Origin of the sequence: Microbacterium sp. Gd 4-13, from assembly GCF_003095395.1 — a bacterium.
In the GTDB taxonomy this organism is placed as follows: Bacteria; Actinomycetota; Actinomycetes; order Actinomycetales; family Microbacteriaceae; genus Microbacterium.
The window spans coordinates 1-20,518 of the sequence record NZ_QEIJ01000011.1; the positions used below are offsets into that span (position 1 = coordinate 1).

At 70.8% G+C, this 20,518-nt stretch carries 19 protein-coding genes; 18 read left to right on the forward strand and 1 reads right to left on the reverse strand.

From position 1 onward, the window contains the following. The first annotated feature begins 783 nt into the window (after positions 1-783). The 18 genes from DEA06_RS15200 (at position 784) to DEA06_RS15280 (ending at position 18,955) form a co-directional block, all read left to right on the forward strand. Positions 784-1,584, forward strand: a complete 801-nt coding sequence (locus DEA06_RS15200; RefSeq protein WP_240606980.1) for a hypothetical protein — start codon at positions 784-786, stop codon at positions 1,582-1,584. After that, positions 1,584-2,618 carry an HAD-IIA family hydrolase gene (locus DEA06_RS15205; RefSeq protein WP_116648862.1) on the forward strand — a complete coding sequence of 345 codons (1,035 nt, stop codon included), beginning with the start codon at positions 1,584-1,586 and terminating at the stop codon, positions 2,616-2,618. Before DEA06_RS15200 ends, DEA06_RS15205 begins: the two co-directional genes overlap by 1 nt. An 18-nt stretch (positions 2,619-2,636) precedes the next feature. After that, positions 2,637-2,813 (forward strand): hypothetical protein, encoded by a 177-nt coding sequence (locus DEA06_RS16645; protein WP_165818042.1) that lies wholly within the window; start codon positions 2,637-2,639, stop codon positions 2,811-2,813. Then, positions 2,810-3,610 carry a TlyA family RNA methyltransferase gene (locus DEA06_RS15210; RefSeq protein ID WP_116648863.1) on the forward strand — a complete coding sequence of 267 codons (801 nt, stop codon included), beginning with the start codon at positions 2,810-2,812 and terminating at the stop codon, positions 3,608-3,610. Before DEA06_RS16645 ends, DEA06_RS15210 begins: the two co-directional genes overlap by 4 nt. Continuing rightward, positions 3,607-4,527, forward strand: coding sequence for an NAD kinase (locus DEA06_RS15215; protein WP_116648864.1), 921 nt, complete (start codon positions 3,607-3,609; stop codon positions 4,525-4,527). Before DEA06_RS15210 ends, DEA06_RS15215 begins: the two co-directional genes overlap by 4 nt. Continuing rightward, positions 4,524-6,221: a DNA repair protein RecN gene (recN, locus tag DEA06_RS15220; protein WP_116648917.1), complete on the forward strand. Its 1,698-nt coding sequence runs from the start codon at positions 4,524-4,526 to the stop codon at positions 6,219-6,221. Before DEA06_RS15215 ends, recN begins: the two co-directional genes overlap by 4 nt. A gap of 92 nt (positions 6,222-6,313) precedes the next feature. After that, positions 6,314-8,011, forward strand: coding sequence for a CTP synthase (locus DEA06_RS15225; RefSeq protein ID WP_116648865.1), 1,698 nt, complete (start codon positions 6,314-6,316; stop codon positions 8,009-8,011). After that, entirely contained in the window at positions 8,008-8,616 is a 609-nt protein-coding gene (locus DEA06_RS15230) for an NUDIX hydrolase (RefSeq protein WP_116648866.1), read from the forward strand. The genes DEA06_RS15225 and DEA06_RS15230 overlap by 4 nt, the downstream gene beginning before the upstream one ends. A 1-nt stretch (position 8,617) precedes the next feature. Beyond that, positions 8,618-9,541 carry a site-specific tyrosine recombinase XerD gene (gene xerD / locus DEA06_RS15235; protein ID WP_116648867.1) on the forward strand — a complete coding sequence of 308 codons (924 nt, stop codon included), beginning with the start codon at positions 8,618-8,620 and terminating at the stop codon, positions 9,539-9,541. A gap of 98 nt (positions 9,542-9,639) precedes the next feature. Continuing rightward, positions 9,640-11,292 carry a M20/M25/M40 family metallo-hydrolase gene (locus DEA06_RS15240; RefSeq protein WP_116648868.1) on the forward strand — a complete coding sequence of 551 codons (1,653 nt, stop codon included), beginning with the start codon at positions 9,640-9,642 and terminating at the stop codon, positions 11,290-11,292. A gap of 81 nt (positions 11,293-11,373) precedes the next feature. Continuing rightward, complete coding sequence (locus DEA06_RS15245; protein ID WP_183042513.1) at positions 11,374-12,261, forward strand: ParA family protein; 888 nt, start codon at positions 11,374-11,376, stop codon at positions 12,259-12,261. Between the two features lie 40 nt (positions 12,262-12,301). After that, positions 12,302-13,096, forward strand: coding sequence for a ScpA family protein (locus tag DEA06_RS15250; RefSeq protein WP_240606985.1), 795 nt, complete (start codon positions 12,302-12,304; stop codon positions 13,094-13,096). Then, positions 13,086-13,688 carry an SMC-Scp complex subunit ScpB gene (gene scpB, locus DEA06_RS15255; RefSeq protein ID WP_116648871.1) on the forward strand — a complete coding sequence of 201 codons (603 nt, stop codon included), beginning with the start codon at positions 13,086-13,088 and terminating at the stop codon, positions 13,686-13,688. The genes DEA06_RS15250 and scpB overlap by 11 nt, the downstream gene beginning before the upstream one ends. Further along, positions 13,685-14,491 carry a pseudouridine synthase gene (locus DEA06_RS15260; protein ID WP_116648872.1) on the forward strand — a complete coding sequence of 269 codons (807 nt, stop codon included), beginning with the start codon at positions 13,685-13,687 and terminating at the stop codon, positions 14,489-14,491. The genes scpB and DEA06_RS15260 overlap by 4 nt, the downstream gene beginning before the upstream one ends. Before the next feature lie 52 nt (positions 14,492-14,543). Then, positions 14,544-15,677, forward strand: coding sequence for a prephenate dehydrogenase (locus DEA06_RS15265; protein WP_205781305.1), 1,134 nt, complete (start codon positions 14,544-14,546; stop codon positions 15,675-15,677). Further along, a complete protein-coding gene (cmk, locus tag DEA06_RS15270; protein WP_116648873.1) occupies positions 15,670-16,371 on the forward strand; it encodes a (d)CMP kinase in 702 nt (233 codons plus the stop codon). The genes DEA06_RS15265 and cmk overlap by 8 nt, the downstream gene beginning before the upstream one ends. Then, complete coding sequence (gene der, locus DEA06_RS15275) at positions 16,361-17,884, forward strand: ribosome biogenesis GTPase Der (RefSeq protein WP_116648874.1); 1,524 nt, start codon at positions 16,361-16,363, stop codon at positions 17,882-17,884. The genes cmk and der overlap by 11 nt, the downstream gene beginning before the upstream one ends. A gap of 105 nt (positions 17,885-17,989) precedes the next feature. Further along, positions 17,990-18,955 (forward strand): NUDIX hydrolase, encoded by a 966-nt coding sequence (locus DEA06_RS15280; protein ID WP_116648875.1) that lies wholly within the window; start codon positions 17,990-17,992, stop codon positions 18,953-18,955. Here DEA06_RS15280 and DEA06_RS15285 read toward each other — a convergent pair. After that, complete coding sequence (locus DEA06_RS15285) at positions 18,952-20,490, reverse strand: HNH endonuclease signature motif containing protein (protein ID WP_116648876.1); 1,539 nt, start codon at positions 20,488-20,490, stop codon at positions 18,952-18,954. The two genes, DEA06_RS15280 and DEA06_RS15285, sit on opposite strands and share 4 nt — an antisense overlap. Positions 20,491-20,518: the final 28 nt, after the last annotated feature.

Consider the following 20,518-nt stretch of genomic DNA (forward strand, 5'->3'; position numbering starts at 1 on the left):
GGGGGACCCTGTGGGAGAGTAGGACACCGCCGGACTTCTTTTCAGTGAAATGGCCACCCAAAGTTGGGTGGCCATTTTGCGTTTACGGGCCCGTAAGCTGGCCCACCAGGAGGACCCGCCATGGCAACTGAAGACGCCGACGCTCCCCGTCGCGACGATCGCTCCGGACGGAGCGGTGATGCACGCCGCGACGCTGATCGTCGTCCGCGCTCGGACAGACCGCGGTCTGAGGGGCGACCGTCGCGGGGCGGCACTCCTCGATCCGATAACCGTGCGGGGCGTGACGACCGCCCTGCGCGCACCGACCGTCCGCAGCGCGACGGTGCGCGCGCGCCCTACGGTGATCGGCCGCGTCGCGATGCCCCGCGCTCTGATTCCGGAGGGCGTCCGGCCGCGGGTCGGTCGTACGGCTCGTCGGACCGGCCGAACCGCGATGCGCGCCCCGCGCGCGACGGTCGCCCTTCCTCAGCCGGACGTCCCGCCCGCGACGGCGCCTCCTCTCGTGACGGTCGTCCTCCCCGCAGCGATGATCGCGGTGGTCGTCCTCCCCGCAGCGATGATCGTGGCGGCCGCCCCACGGGCGGCGCCGGCTACCGCGGAGCGGGTGGCGGCGGTCGGCCGTCCTCGTCGTCCGACCGTGCGTCACGCCCGCCGGAGCGTTTCCGCGAGAGCGGCCCCGAACTCCCCGAAGACATCACCGCACGCGATCTGCCCGCCCAGGCGCGCAATGAGCTGAAGACCCTCAGCAAGGAGAACGCGGAAGAGGTCGCGCGGCACCTGGCCATGGCCGCTCGTCTGATCGAAGACGACCCCGCCCTCGCGCACGAACATGCCCTCGCCGCCACGCGTCGCGCGGGCCGTATCGCGGTCGTCCGTGAGACCGCCGCCATCACCGCCTACGGCATCGGCGATTTCTCGCTTGCGCTTCGAGAACTCCGCACCTACCGCCGCATCTCCGGTCGTGACGATCAGATCGCGCTCCTCGTCGACAGCGAGCGTGGTGTGGGTCGTCCTGACCGTGGTCTCGAAGAGGGTCGTGGGGTCGATCGCTCGACGCTCCCCACGGAGGTGCGCGTCGAGCTTGCGATCGCCATGTCGGGTGCGCGGCTCGACCTCGGCGAGACCGAGCGTGCTCTGCAGGAGCTCGACATCCCCGAGCTCGATCCCGACCGTGCGTTCGAGTGGAGCCCTGCGCTCTTCGCCGCGCGCGCGGCGGTGCTCGAGGAGCTCGGCCGCGACGATGAGGCGCAGCTGTGGCGTCGGCGCGCCGACGTCGCCGCCGACGCCCTCGACGATGCGTCGGGTGTCGCCGACCACGAGGTGCTGATCGTCGACGAGACCGAGGACCCTGACGCCGTCATCCCGGCGGATCCCGATGAGGACACCGCCGACCAGGGGATGTCGGACGCCTCCGACGCGGAGCCGGGAGAGGCTCCCGCCGAGGAGACTGACGCGGGCGAGCCCGTCGCGGTGTCCTCGAGCGACGAGAGCGGCGAGAGCGACGAGAGCGGCGAAGGCGGCGAGAGCGGCGAGAGCGACACGCGCGCCGCCGCCGACGACGAGACGGACGGCGAGGACCGCTGATGTGGGGGCGCTCGTCGTCCACACCGACACCGTTGGAGGGTGTCGATGTGGTGCTCGCCGACCTCGACGGTGTGGTGTACGCCGGCCCGGGGCCGATCCCGCACGCGGTGGAGAGTCTCAACCGCGCAGCATCCGACCGCCGTGTGGGGTTCATCACGAACAACGCGTCGCGAACGGATGCGTCGGTCGCCGCGCACCTCGTAGAGCTGGGCCTCACCGCGACGCGCGCCGATGACATCGTCACGAGCCCGCAGGCCGCCATGACGTTGCTCGCCGATCTCGTCGCGCCGGGCTCGACGGTGCTCGTCGTCGGTGGCGAGGGGCTCGTCGTGGAGGTCGAGAAGGCGGGCTTCGTCGTCACGCGTTCCGCGGACGATGCGCCGGCCGCCGTGGTGCAGGGGTTCGCCCCCGATGTGGCATGGGTGCACCTCGCGGAGGCGGCGTTCGCACTGAAAACGTCGGTCGAAGATGGTGGCATCCCCTGGGTTGCGACCAACACCGACTGGACGATCCCGCAGGCGCGCGGCATCGCCCCGGGAAACGGCACTCTGGTGTCGGCCGTCCACACCGCGGTCGGACGTCTGGCGACGGTAGCCGGCAAGCCCGAGGTGCCGATCTTCCGCGAGGCGGAGAAGCGTTTCGACGCGTCGACTCCGCTGTTCATCGGCGACCGCCTCGATACCGACATCAAGGGCGCCGTCGCCGCGGGTATGCGGTCGGTGCACGTTCTCACCGGGATCGATCGTCCCAAGCACCTGCTCGCGGCGCCTCCCGATTCGCGCCCCGACTTCATCGTGAGCGATCTGCGCGAGATGTTCGAGCCGTACCCGGCGACCGTCGTGAAGGGCGCGCGCACCACGGTGGGCTCGGCGACGGTCGAGATCGACGGCGCGGATCTGCGGATCGTCTCGGAGGGCGACCGCCCCGTCGACCTCGTGCGGGCCGGGGCCGCGGCCGTGTGGAATTCCGGGCGGGCGATCTTCGGGTTCCGCGTGCCGGAGCGTCTGTACGCCGACCCGTTCTGGCGGCCGTGAGGTCGTTACGATAGCTGGATGACCGACGCCAACCGCACGGAGGACGCCGGGCCCGAGGGTTCGGAGCTGATCAGTCGGCTGCGCATCATCGAGGGGCAACCGCTGGGCGATCGCGCCGCCGCCTACGCGTCGCTGCACGACGAGCTGGCCCGTCGCCTCGAGTCCGGACCCACCGATCACCACGTGAGCGGATGACGGCGCGTCTCGACGCGGAGCTTGCCCGCCGCGGCCTGGCGCGTTCGCGTACTCAGGCCGCACAGCTGATCGCCGATGGGCTGGTGAGCGTCGACGGCGGCATCGTGGTGAAGCCGTCGGCGCGCATCGACGACGAGGCGCAGCTCGCGGTCGCCGCATCCGACCACTACGTCAGTCGTGCCGCGCACAAGCTGCTCGCCGGTCTCGACGCGTTCGACATCGCCGTGGAAGACCGGGTCGCGCTGGACATGGGCGCATCGACCGGGGGGTTCACCCAGGTGCTGCGCGAGCGCGGTGCGCGACCGGTGCTGGCCGTCGACGTCGGTCACGGGCAGCTCGACCCTCTCCTCGCCCTCGACCCCGACGTCGTGTCGATCGAAGGGTTCAACGTCAGGTACATGGATGCGGCGATCCTCGCGTCCGCGACGGGGGTCGCTGAGCGCCCCTCCGTCGTCACCGGCGACCTCTCTTTCATCTCGCTCACGCACGTCCTTCCCGCCGTCGTCGCCACCGCGGCCGAGAACGCCGACATCGTGCTGCTGATCAAACCGCAGTTCGAGGTCGGACGCACCGCGGTCAAGGGCGGGCTCGTGACAGACCCCGATCTCCGCGCGGACGCCGTGTCGACCGTGCTGTGGTCCGCATGGGATGCGGGCCTGCGGACGGCGGGGCTCATCGCTTCTCCGATCGCCGGTCTGCACGGCAATCGGGAGTATGTGGTCCACCTCGCGACGTCGTGGGGGAGCGATCCGTCAGAATGGGGAAGCACCGTGAACGAACTGACCGGAAGCCGATGACACCCAGCGATCGCAACATCCTCGTGGTCGCCCACGCGCGCCGAGACGACACCGTCGACGCCGCGAGGCGCGTGGTCTCCGCCCTTCGACAGGCGGGTGCTCGCGCCGTGTTCTCGCGCGACGACCGCGACGACCTCGAGGGCGCGTTCCCGCTCGACGGTGTCGGCACCCTCGGGGAGGATGTCGCGGTCGGCGAGATCGAACTCGCGATCGTGCTCGGCGGCGACGGCACCATCCTCCGCGCTGCCGAGCTCGTCCGCGGGGGGACGGCGCCCGTCCTCGGCATCAACATGGGTCACGTCGGGTTCCTCGCCGAGAGCGAGCGCGACGACATGGACGACGCCGTCCGCCGGGTCATCGACCGCGACTACCGTGTCGAGGAGCGCCTCGCGCTGTCGGTGCGGGTCAAGGACTCCACCGACGCCGTGATCTACGAGACGTGGGCGCTGAACGAGGCCACCGTCGAGAAGGCCAGTCGCGAAAGAATGCTGGAGGTCGTGATCGAGGTCGACGGGCGTCCGTTGTCGTCGTTCGGCTGCGACGGCGTCGTGGTCGCCACGCCCACCGGGTCGACCGCTTACAACTTCTCGGCGGGAGGACCCGTGATCTGGCCGTCCGTCGAGGCGATCGCCGTCGTGCCGCTCTCGGCGCACGCCCTCTTCGCGCGTCCGCTCGTCGTCGGGCCCGAGGCCCCGATCGCCATCGAGGTGCTCGAACGCACGAGCGGTGTCGGCATCCTGTGGTGCGACGGTCGCCGTTCGCACGAACTGCCGCCGGGTGCGCGGGTCGTCGTCCGCCGCTCCAGCGAGCCCGTGCGGTTGGCGCGGCTCCACCCGCCCGCATTCACCGACCGCCTCGTGCGGAAGTTCCGTCTCCCCGTGACCGGGTGGCGCGGACCGGCTCCGGAGATCTCATGATCGAGGAGATGCGACTGCGCGACCTCGGCGTCATCGCCGAGGCGACGCTGCCGATCGGTCCGGGTTTCACCGCGATCACCGGCGAGACCGGTGCCGGCAAGACCATGGTCGTCACGGGGCTCGGACTCCTGCTCGGCAACCGCGCCGACTCGGGCGCCGTGCGCTCCGGGGCGGCGCAGGCCGCCGTCGACGGCGTGTGGAGCGTTCCGGAAGACGGCGCCGTCGTCGACCGCGTCCGCGAGGCCGGCGGCGACGTCGAACCCCTCGGCGACGGCCAGGCCGAGCTCTACCTCGGACGCACCGTGTCGAGCGAGGGCCGAGGACGCGCCACCGTCGGCGGGCGCAGTGCCCCCGCCGGGGTGCTCGCCGAACTCGCCGACTCCCTCGTGGTCGTCCACGGGCAGTCCGACCAGTTGCGCCTGCGCTCCGCCGTCGCGCAGCGCGACGCACTCGACCGTTTCGGCGGCGCCCCGGTGGCCGCCGCCCTCGCCGACTACCGCGCCGGATACGAGCACTGGCGCGCCCTCGATGCGACGCTGACCGAGCTGCAGGACGACCGCGACGTCCGCGGCCGCGAGGCCGACGAGCTGCGCGCGGCGCTCGCCGAGATCGAGGCCGTCGCCCCGCTCCCCGGTGAGGACGTCGATCTGGCACAGCGCGCCGAGCGCCTCGCGAACGCGGAGGAGCTGCGGCTGGCCGCGGCCACCGCGCACGAAGCCCTCTCGAGCGAGATGGACGCCGCCGACGCGACCGCGCTCGTCGCCGACGCTCGCCGATCGCTCGAGCGCGGCAGCACCCACGACGCGACCCTCGAGTCCCTCGCAGAGCAGGCCGCCGACGTCGGCTACCGGATCGCCGACCTCGCCGCCGCCGTCTCCGCCTACCTCGCCGATCTCGACGAGTCGGGTCCGCACGAGCTGGCGGCGACCGAGGAGCGGCGCGCGGCTCTCTCGGGCCTAGCCCGTGCCCACGGCTCGGTCGACGCGGCGATCGCACTGCTCGAGACCGGGTCGGCCCGTCTCGCCGAACTCGACGACGACGGCGACCGCATCGAGCGCCTGACGGCGGAACGGGATGCCGCGGCCGCCGCGCTCGACGTCGCCGCCGCCGCCCTGACGGCCGAGCGCGAGGCCGCGGCCCTCCGGCTCGGTGCGCTCGTGACCGACGAGCTGCACGCCCTGGCTCTTCCCGATGCGACGCTCGTCGTCGAGGTGGCTCCGGGAGCGGCGAGCACCCACGGTCGCGACGACGTCACGATCCTCCTCGCGCCGCATCCGGGTGCCGACCCGCGCCCCGTCGCTCGGGGGGCTTCCGGAGGGGAGCTCAGCCGCGTGATGCTCGCGATCGAGGTCGTCATCGCGGGAGTGGATCCCGTGCCGACGTTCGTCTTCGACGAGGTCGACGCCGGGATCGGCGGTGCCGCCGCGATCGAGGTCGGGCGGCGACTCGCCCGGCTCGCCGAGTCGTCGCAGGTGATCGTCGTGACCCACCTCGCTCAGGTGGCGGCGTTCGCGGGCAACCATCTCTCGGTCGTGAAGAGCAACGACGGGTCGGTCACGGCGTCGAGCGTGAAGCGTCTGGAGGGGGCCGAGCGCGAGGCCGAGATGGCGCGCCTGCTTTCGGGACTGGCCGACTCGGACGCCGCTCTCACCCACGCCCGCGAGCTTCTCGACACGGCACGCGCGCCGCGGTGAGCGCGGGCGACGCCTCGGCCGACGCTGGTCGTCACAGTCCCGGCGCGTCGACGGCGGGCTCGCTGGCGAGCGGACTGATAGCATGGAAGCCCGTGACGGACTCTTCATCTACGGGCATCTCTTCCAGCAAGACCACCAAGCACATCTTCGTGACCGGGGGCGTGGTCTCCTCGCTCGGCAAGGGCCTCACGGCCGCCAGTCTCGGCAATCTTCTGACCGCGCGCGGCCTGCACGTCGTGATGCAGAAGCTCGATCCGTACCTCAACGTCGATCCGGGCACGATGAACCCGTTCCAGCACGGCGAGGTCTTCGTGACCGACGACGGCGCTGAGACCGACCTCGACATCGGGCACTACGAGCGGTTCCTCGACATCGAGCTCAGCCAGGCTGCGAACGTCACGACCGGCCAGGTCTACTCGGAGGTCATCGCGCGCGAGCGGCGCGGCGAATACCTCGGCGACACGGTGCAGGTCATCCCGCACATCACCGACGAGATCAAGCGACGCATGCGTCTGCAGGCCAGCGAAGATCCGCAGCCCGACGTCATCATCACCGAGATCGGCGGAACGGTCGGCGACATCGAGTCGCAGCCGTTCATCGAGTCCGCTCGACAGATTCGGCACGAACTCGGCCGCGGCAACGTCTTCTTCGTCCACGTCTCCCTCGTTCCGTTCATGGGGGCGTCGGGCGAGCAGAAGACCAAGCCGACGCAGCACTCGGTCGCCGCTCTCCGATCGATCGGTATCCAGCCCGACGCGCTGGTGCTGCGCAGCGACCGGCCGGTGACCGAGTCGAACAAGCGCAAGATCGCGCTCATGTGCGACGTCGACGAGGACGCCGTCGTGAACGCGGTCGACGTGCCCAGCATCTACGACATCCCGTCGATGCTGCACGACCAGGGGCTCGACGAATACCTCGTCCGTTCCCTCGGGCTGAGCGAGGCTGCCGACGTCGACTGGTCGCGCTGGCAGAAGGTGCTGCAGGCGGTGCACAACCCCAAGCACGAGGTGACCATCGGCCTGGTCGGCAAGTACATCGACCTGCCCGACGCCTACCTGTCGGTGACCGAGGCGCTCAAGGCCGGTGGGTTCGCGCACGAGGCCCACGTCACCGTCACCTGGATCCCCTCCGACCTGTGCGAGACGCCCGAGGGTGCCGAGAAGGCGCTCGGCGGACTCGACGGCATCGTGATCCCCGGCGGCTTCGGCATCCGCGGTATCGAAGGCAAGCTCGGGGCGCTCAAGTTCGCCCGGGAGCAGGGCATCCCGACCCTCGGCATCTGCCTGGGGCTGCAGTGCATCGTCGTCGAGTACGCCCGTCATGTCGCCGGTCTCGAGGGCGCGTCCTCGAGCGAGTTCGACCCCGACAGTCCGCACCCGGTCGTCGCGACGATGGCCGAGCAGGTCGACATCCTCGACCGCGGCGATCTGGGCGGCACCATGCGCCTCGGGCTGTACCCGGCCGACCTCGCCGCGGGCTCGGTCGCCGAGGAGGTGTACGGCGCCTCCCGGGTGTCGGAGCGCCACCGTCACCGCTACGAGGTCAACAACGCCTACCGCGAGCAGCTCGCCGCGGCGGGCCTGGTGTTCTCCGGGCTCAACCCCGATCTCGACCTGGTCGAGTACGTCGAGCTCCCGCGCGACGTGCACCCGTACTACATCGCCACGCAGGCGCACCCCGAGCTCCGCTCGCGCCCGACCGCGCCGCATCCGCTCTTCCGCGGCCTTGTCGGCGCCGCGCTCGACCGTCACCGTGCGAGCGAGCTGTTCGACGTCGAGGAGTCGGCGTGACGGATGCCGCGGGTTCGGGGACCGTCGCGGGACTCCGCGACGAGTCGGTCGAGTCCGAGGTGGTGGATTCCGAGAAGGTCTACACCGGTCGGGTGTGGGACGTCCGCTCCGACACCGTGCGATACGGCGACGGTGAGATCGTGCGGCAGTACGTCGACCATCCGGGCGCAGCGGCGGTCGTCGCGATCGACGACGAGGATCGCGTCGTGCTCATCCAGCAGTACCGCCACCCCGTGCGGTTGCGCGAGTGGGAGATCCCGGCCGGGCTTCTCGACGTGGCGGGGGAGCCGCCCGCGGATTCGGTGAAGCGCGAGCTCGCCGAGGAGGTCGACCTCGTCGCCCGTCGCTGGCAGCCGCTGCTGAAGATGTACACCTCGCCCGGCGGCAACAACGAGGTGCTGCACATCTTCCTCGCCCGCGATCTCGAGGCCGCTCCCGCCGCGTTCGACCGCGAGGACGAGGAGGCCGACATCCGTGTGGAGCGGGTTGCGCTCGCCGAGGTCGTCGACGGGATCATCGAGGGCCGGTTCGGCAACGCGATCCTCATCGCCGGCGTGATGGCGGCTGCCGAGGTGCTCAGGCGGGAAGCCGCCGCGGAGCACTGACGTGCGCATCGAGCGGGCGGTCGACGCGTACCTGCGGCACGTCTCACTCGAACGGGGTCTCTCCGAGCACACGCAGGAGGCCTACCGGCGCGACCTCGCGGTGTATGCCGAATGGCTGGCCGAGCGCGGAGTCGCCGATACGTCGGGGGTGATGACGGCGATGGTCGCCGAGTTCGCGGCCGAGCGGGCGTCGGCCCACCCGCCCCCGGCGTCGTCGTCGCTCGCGCGCCTGCAGTCGTCGGTGCGGGGCCTGCATCGGTACCTCGTGCGCGAAGGCACCGAGACCGAGGACCCCAGCGGTCGGCTGCGCCCACCGAAGGCCGCGCGGCGGCTGCCGAAGGCGCTCACGGTGACCCAGATCGAAGAGCTGCTGGATGCCGCGGGCCCTGCGCCCGGCGACGACGTGCCCGCCGAGCCGGCCGCCGTTCGTGACCGGGCGCTGATCGAGCTGCTCTACGCGACCGGGGCGCGCGTGTCGGAGGTCGTGCAGCTCGATGTCGACGATCTCGCCCACGGCGACGTCGTCCGGGTGCGCGGCAAGGGCGACAAGGAGCGCATCGTGCCCGTCGGCTCGTACGCGCGTGCCGCCGTCGACGCGTACCTGACGCGGGTGCGCCCGGCGCTCGCCGCCCGGGGTCACTCGTCACCCCGGCTGTTCCTGGGCGTTCGCGGCGCCCCGTTGTCTCGGCAGAGCGCATGGCTCGTCATCCAGCAGGCTGCCGAACGCGCCGGCCTCGAGGCGCATGTCTCGCCGCACACGTTCCGGCATTCGTTCGCCACGCACCTTCTGCAGGGCGGAGCCGACGTGCGCGTCGTGCAGGAGCTTTTGGGGCACGCCTCCGTCGCGACGACGCAGATCTACACGCACGTCAGCGTCGAGGCGCTCCGCGACGTGTACGCCACGTCGCATCCGCGTGCTCGCTGAGCGGGCGGGTGTTTCCACCCTGTGACTTTCCTGGACGAGGTGGGGGATCACGGGTAGCGTGCCTTCAACCCCCAGGTAGGTCGAAGGAGAACCGTATCGTGCGAGAGCCGCAGCGTCGCTGGACACCCGTCGGAATCGCGATCGCAGCGGGCGTGCTGCTCGTGGCAGCGTCGGGCACGGCCCCGGCGTTCGCGGTCGATCCCGCCGATCTCGAGAGCCGAGTCACGGTCGAGGGAGTGCGTACGCACCTCGAGGCGTTCCAGGCGATCGCCGATGCGAACGACGGGAATCGCGCGGCCGGCACCTCGGGGTACGAAGCGAGCGGCGCCTACGTCGAGGAGGTGCTGCGCGAGGCCGGGTACGAGCCGCAGCGTCAGAGGTTCGCGGCGACGGTGCAGACCATCGACGAATACGCGCTCGCGATCGACGGGATCACGTTCACCGACGACGAAGACGAGGACGGCGCCCCCGGCCCGTTCGGGCTCCCCATGGAGTACACGCCGTCGACCCCGGCAGGCGGTCTCGCCGATGTCGCCCTCGTCGCGCCGACCACGGCGACCGGGTGCAACGCCGACGAGTGGGGTGGTGTGGATGCGGCGGGGAAGATCGCCGTCGTCTCTCGCGGTGTGTGCGCCTTCGGTGAGAAATCAGTCGCTGCCGGTGCCGCCGGCGCCGTGGCCATGCTCGTCTACAACAGCGAGCCGGGAATCGTCTCCGGCACCCTCGCCGAGCAGACTCCCGACCTCATCCCCTCGGTGGGCATCCTGCAGTCGCAGGGGCAGACGCTCCTGGCGGCGATGGCCGCGGGAACCGTGACCGCCGACCTCCAGCTGCAGCAGACGCTGTCGGTCATCGAGACGTTCAACATCATCGCCGACACGCCCACCGGTGCCGCCGAGAACGCCGTCATGCTCGGCGCCCACCTCGACTCCGTGGCCGACGGCGCCGGCATCAATGACAACGGTTCGGGATCGGCGGCCATCCTCGAGACGGCCGTGCAGCTCGCCGCATCCGGAGACCTCGCCAACCGCGTGCGCTTCGCATGGTGGGGTGCGGAGGAGATCGGCCTGCTCGGTTCGGCGGACTACGTCGCACGGCTCTCGGACGCCCAGGCCGATGAGATCGTCACCTACCTCAACTTCGACATGGTCGCCTCGCCGAACTACGTGATCTCGGTCTACGACGCCGACCAGTCGACGTACGAGGCCCCCGTGGACGTTCCCGAGGGCTCCATCCAGACCGAGGCGGCGTTCACCGACTACTTCGACGCGGTCGGACAGCCCTGGATCGATACAGCATTCGACGGCCGCAGCGACTACGACGCGTTCATCTCCGCGGGGATCCCCGCCTCGGGTCTGTTCACCGGAGCCGACGAGGTCAAGACCGAGGAGCAGGTCGCGCTGTTCGGCGGCACGGTCGGCGAGATCCACGACCCGAACTACCACACGCCCGCCGACGACATCACGAACGTCAACGACGAGGCGCTCGGGATCATGATCGGGGCGATGGCCCACGTGACCGCGCAGCTCGCCGACGACGTCACGTCGATCACCGGCGTCGTGCCCCCGGTCGAACCGTCGCCGGAGCCTCCGACGAGCCCCGCGCCGACCGTCACCGGCGCCCCGGCGGCCCTGGCCGAGAGCGGCGCTGAGCCGACGACGGCGTGGATGGCGGGCGCGACCCTCCTGACGGGAATCGGCGCGATGACCCTCGTCGCCGTTCGGCGTCGCAGACCGGTGCGCACGGAGTGACGTGCGGCCGGTGTGCCCGCGCGGGTGCCGGCCCCCTCACTCGGTAGCATGGGAGGCAAGATATCTAGGGCAGGTGGGTCGGTGGCGCGGAGCGCAACGAAGAAGTCGGTGACGGCTGGCGACGGCGAAGTGACCCTTGGCCCGACCGGACGGCCGTACCACGGCTTCGCGACCCCGCCGAAGCTCTCGGGGCACGGCCCGGCCCGGATCATCGCGCTGTGCAACCAGAAGGGTGGCGTCGGCAAGACGACGACGACCATCAACCTGGCGGCGGCGCTCGCCGGCTACGGCCGCAAGGTGCTGGCGGTCGACTTCGACCCGCAGGGTGCGCTCTCGGCGGGCCTCGGCATCCAGACGCACGAGTCTCCGACCATCTACGACCTGCTGCTCGACACGAAACGTGATCCGCGAGAGGTCATCGTGCCGACGCGCGTCGAGGGCCTCGACATCGTGCCGGCCAACATCGATCTGTCGGCGGCCGAGGTGCATCTCATCAACGAGGTCGCCCGTGAGACGATCCTCGCCCGAGTGCTCCGCAAGGTCTCGGCCGACTACGACGTCATCCTCATCGACTGCCAGCCGTCGCTCGGGCTGCTCACGGTGAACGCCCTCACGGCGAGCCACGGTGTGCTCATCCCGCTCGAGTGCGAGTTCTTCGCACTTCGCGGCGTCGCGCTCCTCATCGAGACGATCGACAAGGTGCGCGACCGACTGAACCCGTCGATCACGCTCGACGGGGTGCTCGCCACGATGTACGACCCCCGCACGCTCCACTCCCGCGAGGTGCTGGAGCGGGTCGTCGAGGCGTTCGGCGACGACGTGCTCGAAACCGTGATCGGCCGGACGGTGAAGTTCCCCGACGCGTCGGTCTCGGGGATGCCCATCACCGAGTTCGCGCCGGAGCACGCGGCCGCCCAGGCCTACCTGCGTCTTGCGCGGGAGCTGGTCGCCCGTGGCGCCGTCGCCTGACGCCGCCGACACTCCGCCGGTCGGCGACGACTCCGCGCCGATCGACGAGACCGGCGACGGCTTCCGTGTCTCGCTCGGCGTGTTCGACGGACCGTTCGACCTGTTGCTGACCCTCATCTCCCAGCATGAGCTCGATATCACCGACGTCTCATTGAGCCGCGTCACCGACGAGTTCATCGCGTACCTGAAGGCGCTGGGGCCCGACGAGGACCTCGACGAAGCATCCGAATTCCTCGTGGTCGCCGCGACCCTGCTCGACATGAAGGTCGCCGGTCTCCTGCCTCAGGGCGAACTCGTCGACGCGGAGTCGGTGGCGTTGCTCGAGGCGCGCGATCTGCTCTTCGCGCGGTTGCTGCAGTACCGCGCGTTCAAAGACGTCTCGGCGTGGTTCGCGTCGGGGCTGCAGGCCGAGGACCGCCGCCACGTGCGCGCCGTGCGGCTCGATGAGAAGTACCGCAACGCCGTGCCCGACCTCGTCTGGACGCACAGCGTCGACGACTTCGCCGCCCTGGCGCTGCTCGCCTTCGCACCGAAGGAGATCCCCCAGGTCGGGCTCGACCACCTGCACGCGCCCCTCGTCAGCATCCGCGAGCAGGCGGCGGTCGTCGTGACGCTCCTGCGCAGTGCCGGCACCCTCACCTTCCGCGAACTGGTCGCCGGGGTCGCCCAACCGGGCGTCGTCGTCGCCCGGTTCATCTCCGTGCTCGAGCTGTACCGCCACGCCGCCCTCACGTTCGAGCAGCTCGAGCCGCTGGGTGAACTCACGCTGAGCTGGAGCGCCGCGCGCTGGTCGGAAGAGAACCTCGCCACCCTGGGAGCAGATTATGACCGATGAGACACCGGCCGGCCCACCGAACGGGGGAGCGGGCACGGGATCGATCGCCCGTCGGCTCGAGGCGATCCTGCTCGTGATCGAAGAGCCGCAGAGCCTCGTGAGCCTCGCGGCCGCCGTCAGCGCGCCGGTGGCCGCGGTGCGCCAAGCGGTCGAGATGCTCGTCGACGACTACGACGGGCGGGGCACCGGACCTCGTCGCGGCTTCGAGCTGCGCGAGGTCGGCGGCGGGTGGCGGCTCTACGTGCGCGCCGAGCACGACGACCTCGTCTCGGAGTTCGTCAACACCCAGGCCCCGTCACGACTGTCGCAGGCCGCGCTCGAGACGCTCGCCGTGATCGCGTACAAGCAGCCCGTGACGCGGGGACAGGTCGCCGCGATCCGCGCCGTGAACGTCGACTCGGTCGTGCGGACGCTTCTGGCCCGAGGGCTCATCACCGAGGCGTACGCCGACCCTGAGACGGGCGCCATCCACTATGGAACGACCGATGCGTTGCTGGTCAACCTCGGTATCAACTCCCTCGACGAGCTGCCGCGCATCGCGCCGCTGCTCGACGACGGTTCGGCAGGATTCGATGCGGAGGTCGTGAGATGACGGAGATGGACACCGAGGGCGTTCGCCTGCAGAAGGTGCTGGCCAATGCGGGCGTCGCCTCGCGGCGGGTGAGCGAAGACATGATCGTGGCGGGACGGGTGCGCGTGAACGGCGTCGTCGTCACCGAGCTCGGCAGTCGCATCGACCCCGAGACCGACCTCGTCGACGTCGACGGTGTGGCCGTGCAGCTCGACACGTCGAAGCGGTACGTCATTCTCAATAAACCCACCGGCGTGGTCAGCTCGATGCGCGACGAGCGCGGTCGCCCCGATCTGCGCCAGTACGCCGACGAATGGCCCGAGCGGCTCTACAACGTCGGTCGCCTCGACGCGGACACCAGCGGTCTGCTGATCCTGACGAACGACGGTGACCTGGCGCACGTGCTCGCCCACCCCTCGTTCGGGGTCACCAAGATGTACATCGCGAAGGTCGAGGGGCGTGTCTCGCCGCAGACGATCGCCGCTCTCACCAAGGGCATCGAGCTCGAGGACGGCCTGATCGCGGCCGACAAGGCGCGTCTGCTGGATGCGTCGGAGGACTTCAGCATCGTCGAGCTGACGCTGCACTCGGGGCGCAACCGGATCGTGCGCCGCATGATGGCCGAGGTGGGTCACCCCGTCGTCGACCTGGTCCGGCGGCGTTTCGGTCCGCTCTCCCTGGGGCCGCTCCCGGTTGGGCGCGCCCGCGAATTGACTACGATAGAGCGCGGCGCACTGCTCACTCTGTCGCGTCGTGACGGTGGCACCGAACCCGCTGCCGACGACGCCCCTCCCCGCACGGACGATCCGTCGGCCGAAGAGTGAGCATTCCACCCGCGCCGTGCCCCGCCTCGAAGGCGGGTGACCAGGAGAGACCGTGAGCGATTCGACCGCGTCGTCCGTACGCCCGCCGGTGCCGTTGGCACCGCGTGTGCGCGGCACCGTTCGTGTCGTCGGCGCCGGCCTCCTCGGCGCGAGCGTCGGTCATGCCCTCACCGCACTCGGTGTCGACGTCGCGCTCGACGACACGTCTCCCGCGCAGCTGCGCCTCGCCGTCGACTACGGCGCGGGCCGGCTTCCTCGCCCGGATGACGCGCCGGCGCTGGTCGTCGTCGCCGTGCCCCCCGACGTGACGGCCGACGTGATCGAGCGCGAGCTCGCCGCGCACCCCGGCGCCGTGGTCACCGACGTCGCGAGCGTGAAGCTCGAGCCGCTTCGCGCGCTTCAGGCGCGCGGCGTCGACCTCTCCCGCTACATCGGTTCGCACCCGCTCGCCGGTCGCGAGCGCGGCGGCGCGATCTCGGCCCGCGCCGACATCTTCATCGGGCGGCCGTGGGTGGTCTGCCGCGACGGCGAGACGACCGCGGCCGATCTCGCCGTCGTCGAGGCGCTCGCGCTCGATCTCGGCGCGACCCCGATCGAGATGACGCCCGAAGAGCACGACCGCTCGGTCGCCGTCGTCTCGCATGTGCCGCAGCTGGTGGCCAGTCTTCTCGCCGGACGCTTCGTCGACGCACCCGACGGTTCGCTCCGTCTCGCCGGGCAGGGCGTGCGCGACACCACCCGGATCGCCGCCTCGGCGCCCGAGTTGTGGGTGCAGATCCTGGGAGCGAATGCGGCCCTTGTCGTCGACGTGCTCGACGAGCTCGCAGGCGACCTCTCCCGCGTCGCCGAGGCGCTGCGTCACCCCGACGCGCCGGGTGCGCGTCGTGCCGTCGCCGACACCATCCGCCGTGGCAACGACGGCGTCGAGCGTCTCCCCGGCAAGCACGGCCAGAACCGCCGCTTCGAGACCATCGTCGTCATGGTCGACGACACCCCCGGCCAGCTCGGCCGCCTCTTCGGCGAGCTCGGTGAGCTCTCCGTCAACGTCGAAGACCTCCGGCTCGAGCACTCTCCGGGCGCGCCCTTCGGCCTCGCCGAGATCAGCGTCGTCCCCGATGCCGTCCATCGCGCCTCGGAGGGACTCCAGGCGCGCGGGTGGCGGATTGCGAACAACACCCATGACTGATCCCCGCCCGTTCGACGAGACCGTCGTCGTCGCCATCGACGGTCCGGCCGGCAGCGGCAAATCGAGCGTCTCGAAGGGCGTCGCCGCACGTCTCGGCTACGGCTACCTCGACACCGGCGCCGTCTATCGCGCGCTGGCATGGTCGATGCTCGAGGCCGGGGGAGACACCGACGACGCCGCGTCGGCGCTCGCCGCGTTCGAGTCTCTCGACGTGCACATCTCGCTCGCGCCCCACGACTTCGCGATCACCGTGGGCGGCACCGACGTCGCCTCGGCCATCCGCGAACCTCGCGTGACCGCCGCCGTCAGCGGCGTGGCGCGTGTCGCGGGCGTGCGCGAGGGTCTCAACGGCCTGTTCCGCTCGCTCGTCGCGCAGTCGGCCCGCCCCGGTGTCGTCGTCGAAGGGCGCGACATCACCACTGTGGTCGCACCCGATGCGCCCGTCCGCATCCTGCTCACCGCCGATCCGGAGGTGCGTGCCGCGCGGCGCAGCGCCGAACTAGAGGGTCAGGATGCGGCGGCCGTGGCCGACGCGATCCGGCGGCGCGACGCATCCGATTCCACGGTCGTCGATTTCCAGACGGCCGCCGACGGCGTGACCGTCGTCGATTCCACGCACTTGGACTTCGAGCAGACGGTCTCGGCCGTGCTCGAGGTCGTCGATCAGAAGATGGGAGCCCACCATGGGCGATGAAGAAGAGTACGAGGGCGGTCCCGACCAGCTCGAAGAGAAGCTCGCCGACCTCGACGAGGAACTCGCCGAGCAGCGCGCGGCGGCCCTGCGCGCGACGCTGGACGACTTCGACCTCGACGCGGAGGATGCCGAGCTGCTCGCGGGCATCACGGCCAGCGGCGATGCGATCGAGTACCTGCCGGCGCTCCCGGTCGTCGCGATCGTCGGTCGCCCGAACGTGGGCAAGTCGGCGCTCGTCAACCGCATCATCGGGCGTCGCGAGGCCGTCGTCGAAGACACTCCCGGCGTGACGCGCGACCGCGTCACCTACAAGGCCGAGTGGGCCGACCGCCGCTACTCGCTGGTCGACACCGGCGGGTGGGAGCCCGACGCCCGCGGCATCGACAAGTCGGTCGCGCTGCAGGCCGAGGTCGCCATCGAGCTGTGCGACGTCGTGTTGTTCGTCGTCGACGCGATGGTGGGCGCCACGTCCACCGACGAGCAGGTCGTGCGCCTCCTCCGTCGCAGCGGCAAGCCCGTCTTCCTCGTCGCCAACAAGGTCGACGACGCGCGTCACGAGTCCGAGGCCGCAGCGCTGTGGAGCCTGGGTCTCGGCGAGCCCCACCCGGTCTCGGCGATCCATGGTCGCGGCGTCGCCGACCTCCTCGACGCGATGATGAAGGTGCTGCCCGAGGTCTCGGCCGTCGCCGGTCACGAGATCGGCGGACCCCGTCGTGTCGCGATCCTCGGTCGCCCGAACGTTGGCAAGTCGTCGCTGCTGAACAAGGCCGCCGGCGAGGAGCGCGTCGTCGTCAACGAGCTCGCGGGCACCACCCGCGACCCGGTCGACGAGATCGTCGAACTCGGCGGCAAGGTCTGGCGTCTGGTCGACACCGCCGGCATTCGTCGTCGGGTGCACCTGCAGCAGGGTGCCGACTTCTATGCGTCACTTCGCACCTCGGCCGCGCTCGAGAAGGCGGAGGTGGCCGTCGTGGTGCTCGACGTCTCGCAGACGCTGAGCGAGCAGGACGTGCGCATCATCGACCTCGTTCTCGAGTCGGGCCGTGCCCTGGTTCTCGCTTTCAACAAGTGGGACCTCATGAACACCCCCGAGATGGAGAACCAGGACCGTCGCCGCTACCTGGAGCGTGAGATCGAGCAGGACCTCGCGCACGTCGCGTGGGCGCCCCGCGTGAACATCTCGGCGCGCACCGGCCGTCACCTCGACAAGCTCGTGCCCGCGCTCGAGACGGCGTTGGAGTCGTGGGATCAGCGCATTCCGACCGGCAAGTTCAACGCATTCCTCGCCGAGCTGGTCGCCGAGCACCCGCATCCGCTGCGCGGCGGCAAGCAGCCCCGCATCCTGTTCGGCACCCAGGCATCGACGCGTCCGCCGACCTTCGTGCTGTTCACGACGGGGTTCCTCGACCCGGGCTACCGTCGCTTCATCCAGCGTCGCCTGCGCGAGATCTACGGCTTCGAGGGAAGCCCGATCGTGCTGAACATGCGCGTGCGCGAGCGTCGCCAGCGCTGAGTCGCGTCTCGAGACGGCATCGTCTCGTCGAGATCCTCCGAATTCGGGGCGGTTTCGCCGAGACGGTGCCGTTTCGTCGTGCGGGTGTTGTGACAGGCTGGTGCGATGACGATCGTGCCGCCCGCTCCCGGTGAGCCGCGTCGCCCGCACGGGCCACGCGATCCCGGAGATGCGTGGGTCGAGACGCCCGAGGGCGAGCGCTACTGGGGGCGGTTCGGTGCCGCGGGGCTCCTCGCCCTCGATCCGGAGCGCGGGGTGCTGCTGCAGCATCGAGTGTCGTGGAGTCATCACGGCGACACCTGGGCGCTTCCCGGCGGAGCGCGTCATCAGGGCGAGTCGGCCCACGATGCCGCCCTGCGCGAATCGGCGGAGGAAGCCGGGGTTCCGGCCGAGTCGGTCGCGCCGCGGTTCGTGAACGTCTTCGACCTCGGTGTCTGGAGTTACACGACCCTCGTCGGCGATGTCGTGGTGCCGTTCGAGCCCGTGATCAGCGATCCCGAGAGCCGCGCGCTCGCCTGGGTTGCGGTCGAGGAGGTCGATCGGCGACCGCTGCATCCCTCGTTCGCCGACGCGTGGAGGCTTCTGCGCCCTCTGCTGGAGGTGCGCCCGACGATCGTCGTCGACGTCGCGAATGTCATGGGCTCGGTGCCCGATGGCTGGTGGCGCGATCGCGCCGGCGCCGCCGACAGGCTCATCCAGCGGCTGGGCGCTCTCGCGGCGTCGGGAGTGCCCGCGTCCGCTCTGGGTCTGGGGGCGACCGGCTGGTTCACCCCGATCGTCGCGGTCGTCGAGGGGCAGGCGAAGACGGTGGATGCTGCGCCCGAGGGCGTCGTGATCGCTCGTGCCGAAGCATCCGGAGACGACGAGATCGTTGCGCAGACCGCAGCGCTCGTCGACTCGTCGGCCGCGGCGCTCGTCGACTCGTCGGCCGCGGCCGCGGCCGGGGCGGGGGCCGGGGCCGCGGCCGGGGCCGTGGTCGTGGTCACGAGCGACCGTGCGCTCGCCGATCGGGTGCGCGCTCTCGGCGCCACGGTGCACGGCGCGGGTTGGCTGCTCGACCTGCTGGCCTAGTTCGTCGGTGCTGCCGCCCCCGGTGGTGGGCGGAACCGGGCAAGTGGCGGCGAGATGTCGGCCCACGCGTAGGTGAGTGCGAGCCGCGGGACGAGCACGGATGGTTCTCCTCGTGCGGGTGGCGGGTGGAGCACGAAGTCGCCGTCGCCCTCTCGAGTGATGCGCCACCGGTGGTGGTGGAGTTGCATGTGGTGGAACCGGCAGAGAAGGATGCCGCGGTCGGTGTCGGTTCGGCCACCCTCGGAGTAGGGGTCGATGTGGTGGGCTTCGCACATCGAGGCGGGGCGGTCGCAACCGTGCCAGCGGCATCCACCATCGCGAAGGGCCAGGGTGAGGCGCTGCCCGGAGCTGAAGAGGCGCTGTTCGCGTCCGAGGCGGAGGGGCTCGCCGGCGCCGTCGACCCAGACGGTGCGGGTGCCGCTGTCGCAGGCGCGTTGTGCGGCGACCCACGCGGGCACAGCCGCCAATCCGTCTTCGAGGTGTGCGACCGCGGGGGCTCCGTCGTGACTCGTCTGCCACGCGTGGTCGGTGACGACGATGCGTACCCCGGCTTGGCGGGTGCCGTGCACGGTTTTCGCATCGGCGAGGACGCCCGCGCGCAGGATGTCGAGGAGCAGGTCGAACTCGAGTTGCGTGTTGGTGCGCGGATCGTCGCGCAGCTCAGCGGCGGCGGCCTTCTCGTCGTCGGCGATGAAGCGGGGTCCGCCGCGGCGAGGCCGGAGGGCGGAGTCGAACACGCTCTGCAGGAAGGCGGCGGACTCGTCGTCGAAGGTGAGGTGCCCGTGCGAGACACCGTGGGTGTCTTTCCACATCCGGAACGAGCGACCGTCGAAGCGCGCGGCGAACCGTTGCTCCGCTCCGTCGGGGTCGAGTCGGTCACGGATCGTTCGCGCCGCCGCCGCGAGCTCTTCGACCGTGCGGTGGGTAGCCTCTTCGGTCAGTTGCACTGCGGCCAATGACCACGCCTCGGCGAACTCCGCGTCGACGGTGCAGTCGCCAGGCGCAGGGGGATCGCCGAGACCGCGGAGGATGGCGTGGTGCTGCGCCGCACTCAGCGTTCCGGCCAACTGTGCCCGCCCGAGCGAGGCGTGCCACGGCTCACGCACCGGTCTCGCCGAGCCCGCGTCGTCGCCGGCGTCCGCTGCATCCACGGCATCGTCAGCCGACGGTGCCCGTGCCGCGCCGAGCAGGTTCGCCCCGTCGAGCAGCGACTCGCCCAGCCGCACCTGTTTGGCGGCTTCGGTGCGGGTCGTGCCGGTGATCTCCTGCACCAGACTCACTGCGCTGCGGTGGCCCTCGCCGGCGGCCACGCCATCGTGGCCCTGCTCGCGCCGCGACCGCGCGGCGAGCACTCCTGAGGCAGCGATGCGCAGCGAGGCGAGCGCTTCGATGACCCTCGTCGATTCACGGATCATGCGCAGCACGTCAGCGTCACGCGCCTCGGCGACCGTCGTCGGCAGCGCACCGGCATCGACCTCGCCGACGACGTCGCGCAGCACACCGAGGTGCTGGTGGATGTCGTCGAAGAAGCTCATGCATACATTATCGAACATACCTACGACA

Excerpts from the sequence above, each read along its gene's own strand:
- DEA06_RS15200 (WP_240606980.1), top strand. The coding sequence starts at position 784 with ATGGCCGCTCGTCTGATCGAAGACGACCCCGCCCTCGCGCACGAACAT.
- DEA06_RS15205 (WP_116648862.1), top strand. The coding sequence starts at position 1,584 with ATGTGGGGGCGCTCGTCGTCCACACCGACACCGTTGGAGGGTGTCGAT.
- DEA06_RS16645 (WP_165818042.1), top strand. The coding sequence starts at position 2,637 with ATGACCGACGCCAACCGCACGGAGGACGCCGGGCCCGAGGGTTCGGAG.
- DEA06_RS15210 (WP_116648863.1), top strand. The coding sequence starts at position 2,810 with ATGACGGCGCGTCTCGACGCGGAGCTTGCCCGCCGCGGCCTGGCGCGT.
- DEA06_RS15215 (WP_116648864.1), top strand. The coding sequence starts at position 3,607 with ATGACACCCAGCGATCGCAACATCCTCGTGGTCGCCCACGCGCGCCGA.
- recN (WP_116648917.1), top strand. The coding sequence starts at position 4,524 with ATGATCGAGGAGATGCGACTGCGCGACCTCGGCGTCATCGCCGAGGCG.
- scpB (WP_116648871.1), top strand. The coding sequence starts at position 13,086 with ATGACCGATGAGACACCGGCCGGCCCACCGAACGGGGGAGCGGGCACG.
- DEA06_RS15260 (WP_116648872.1), top strand. The coding sequence starts at position 13,685 with ATGACGGAGATGGACACCGAGGGCGTTCGCCTGCAGAAGGTGCTGGCC.
- cmk (WP_116648873.1), top strand. The coding sequence starts at position 15,670 with ATGACTGATCCCCGCCCGTTCGACGAGACCGTCGTCGTCGCCATCGAC.
- der (WP_116648874.1), top strand. The coding sequence starts at position 16,361 with ATGGGCGATGAAGAAGAGTACGAGGGCGGTCCCGACCAGCTCGAAGAG.
- DEA06_RS15280 (WP_116648875.1), top strand. The coding sequence starts at position 17,990 with ATGACGATCGTGCCGCCCGCTCCCGGTGAGCCGCGTCGCCCGCACGGG.
- DEA06_RS15285 (WP_116648876.1), bottom strand. The coding sequence starts at position 20,490 with ATGAGCTTCTTCGACGACATCCACCAGCACCTCGGTGTGCTGCGCGAC.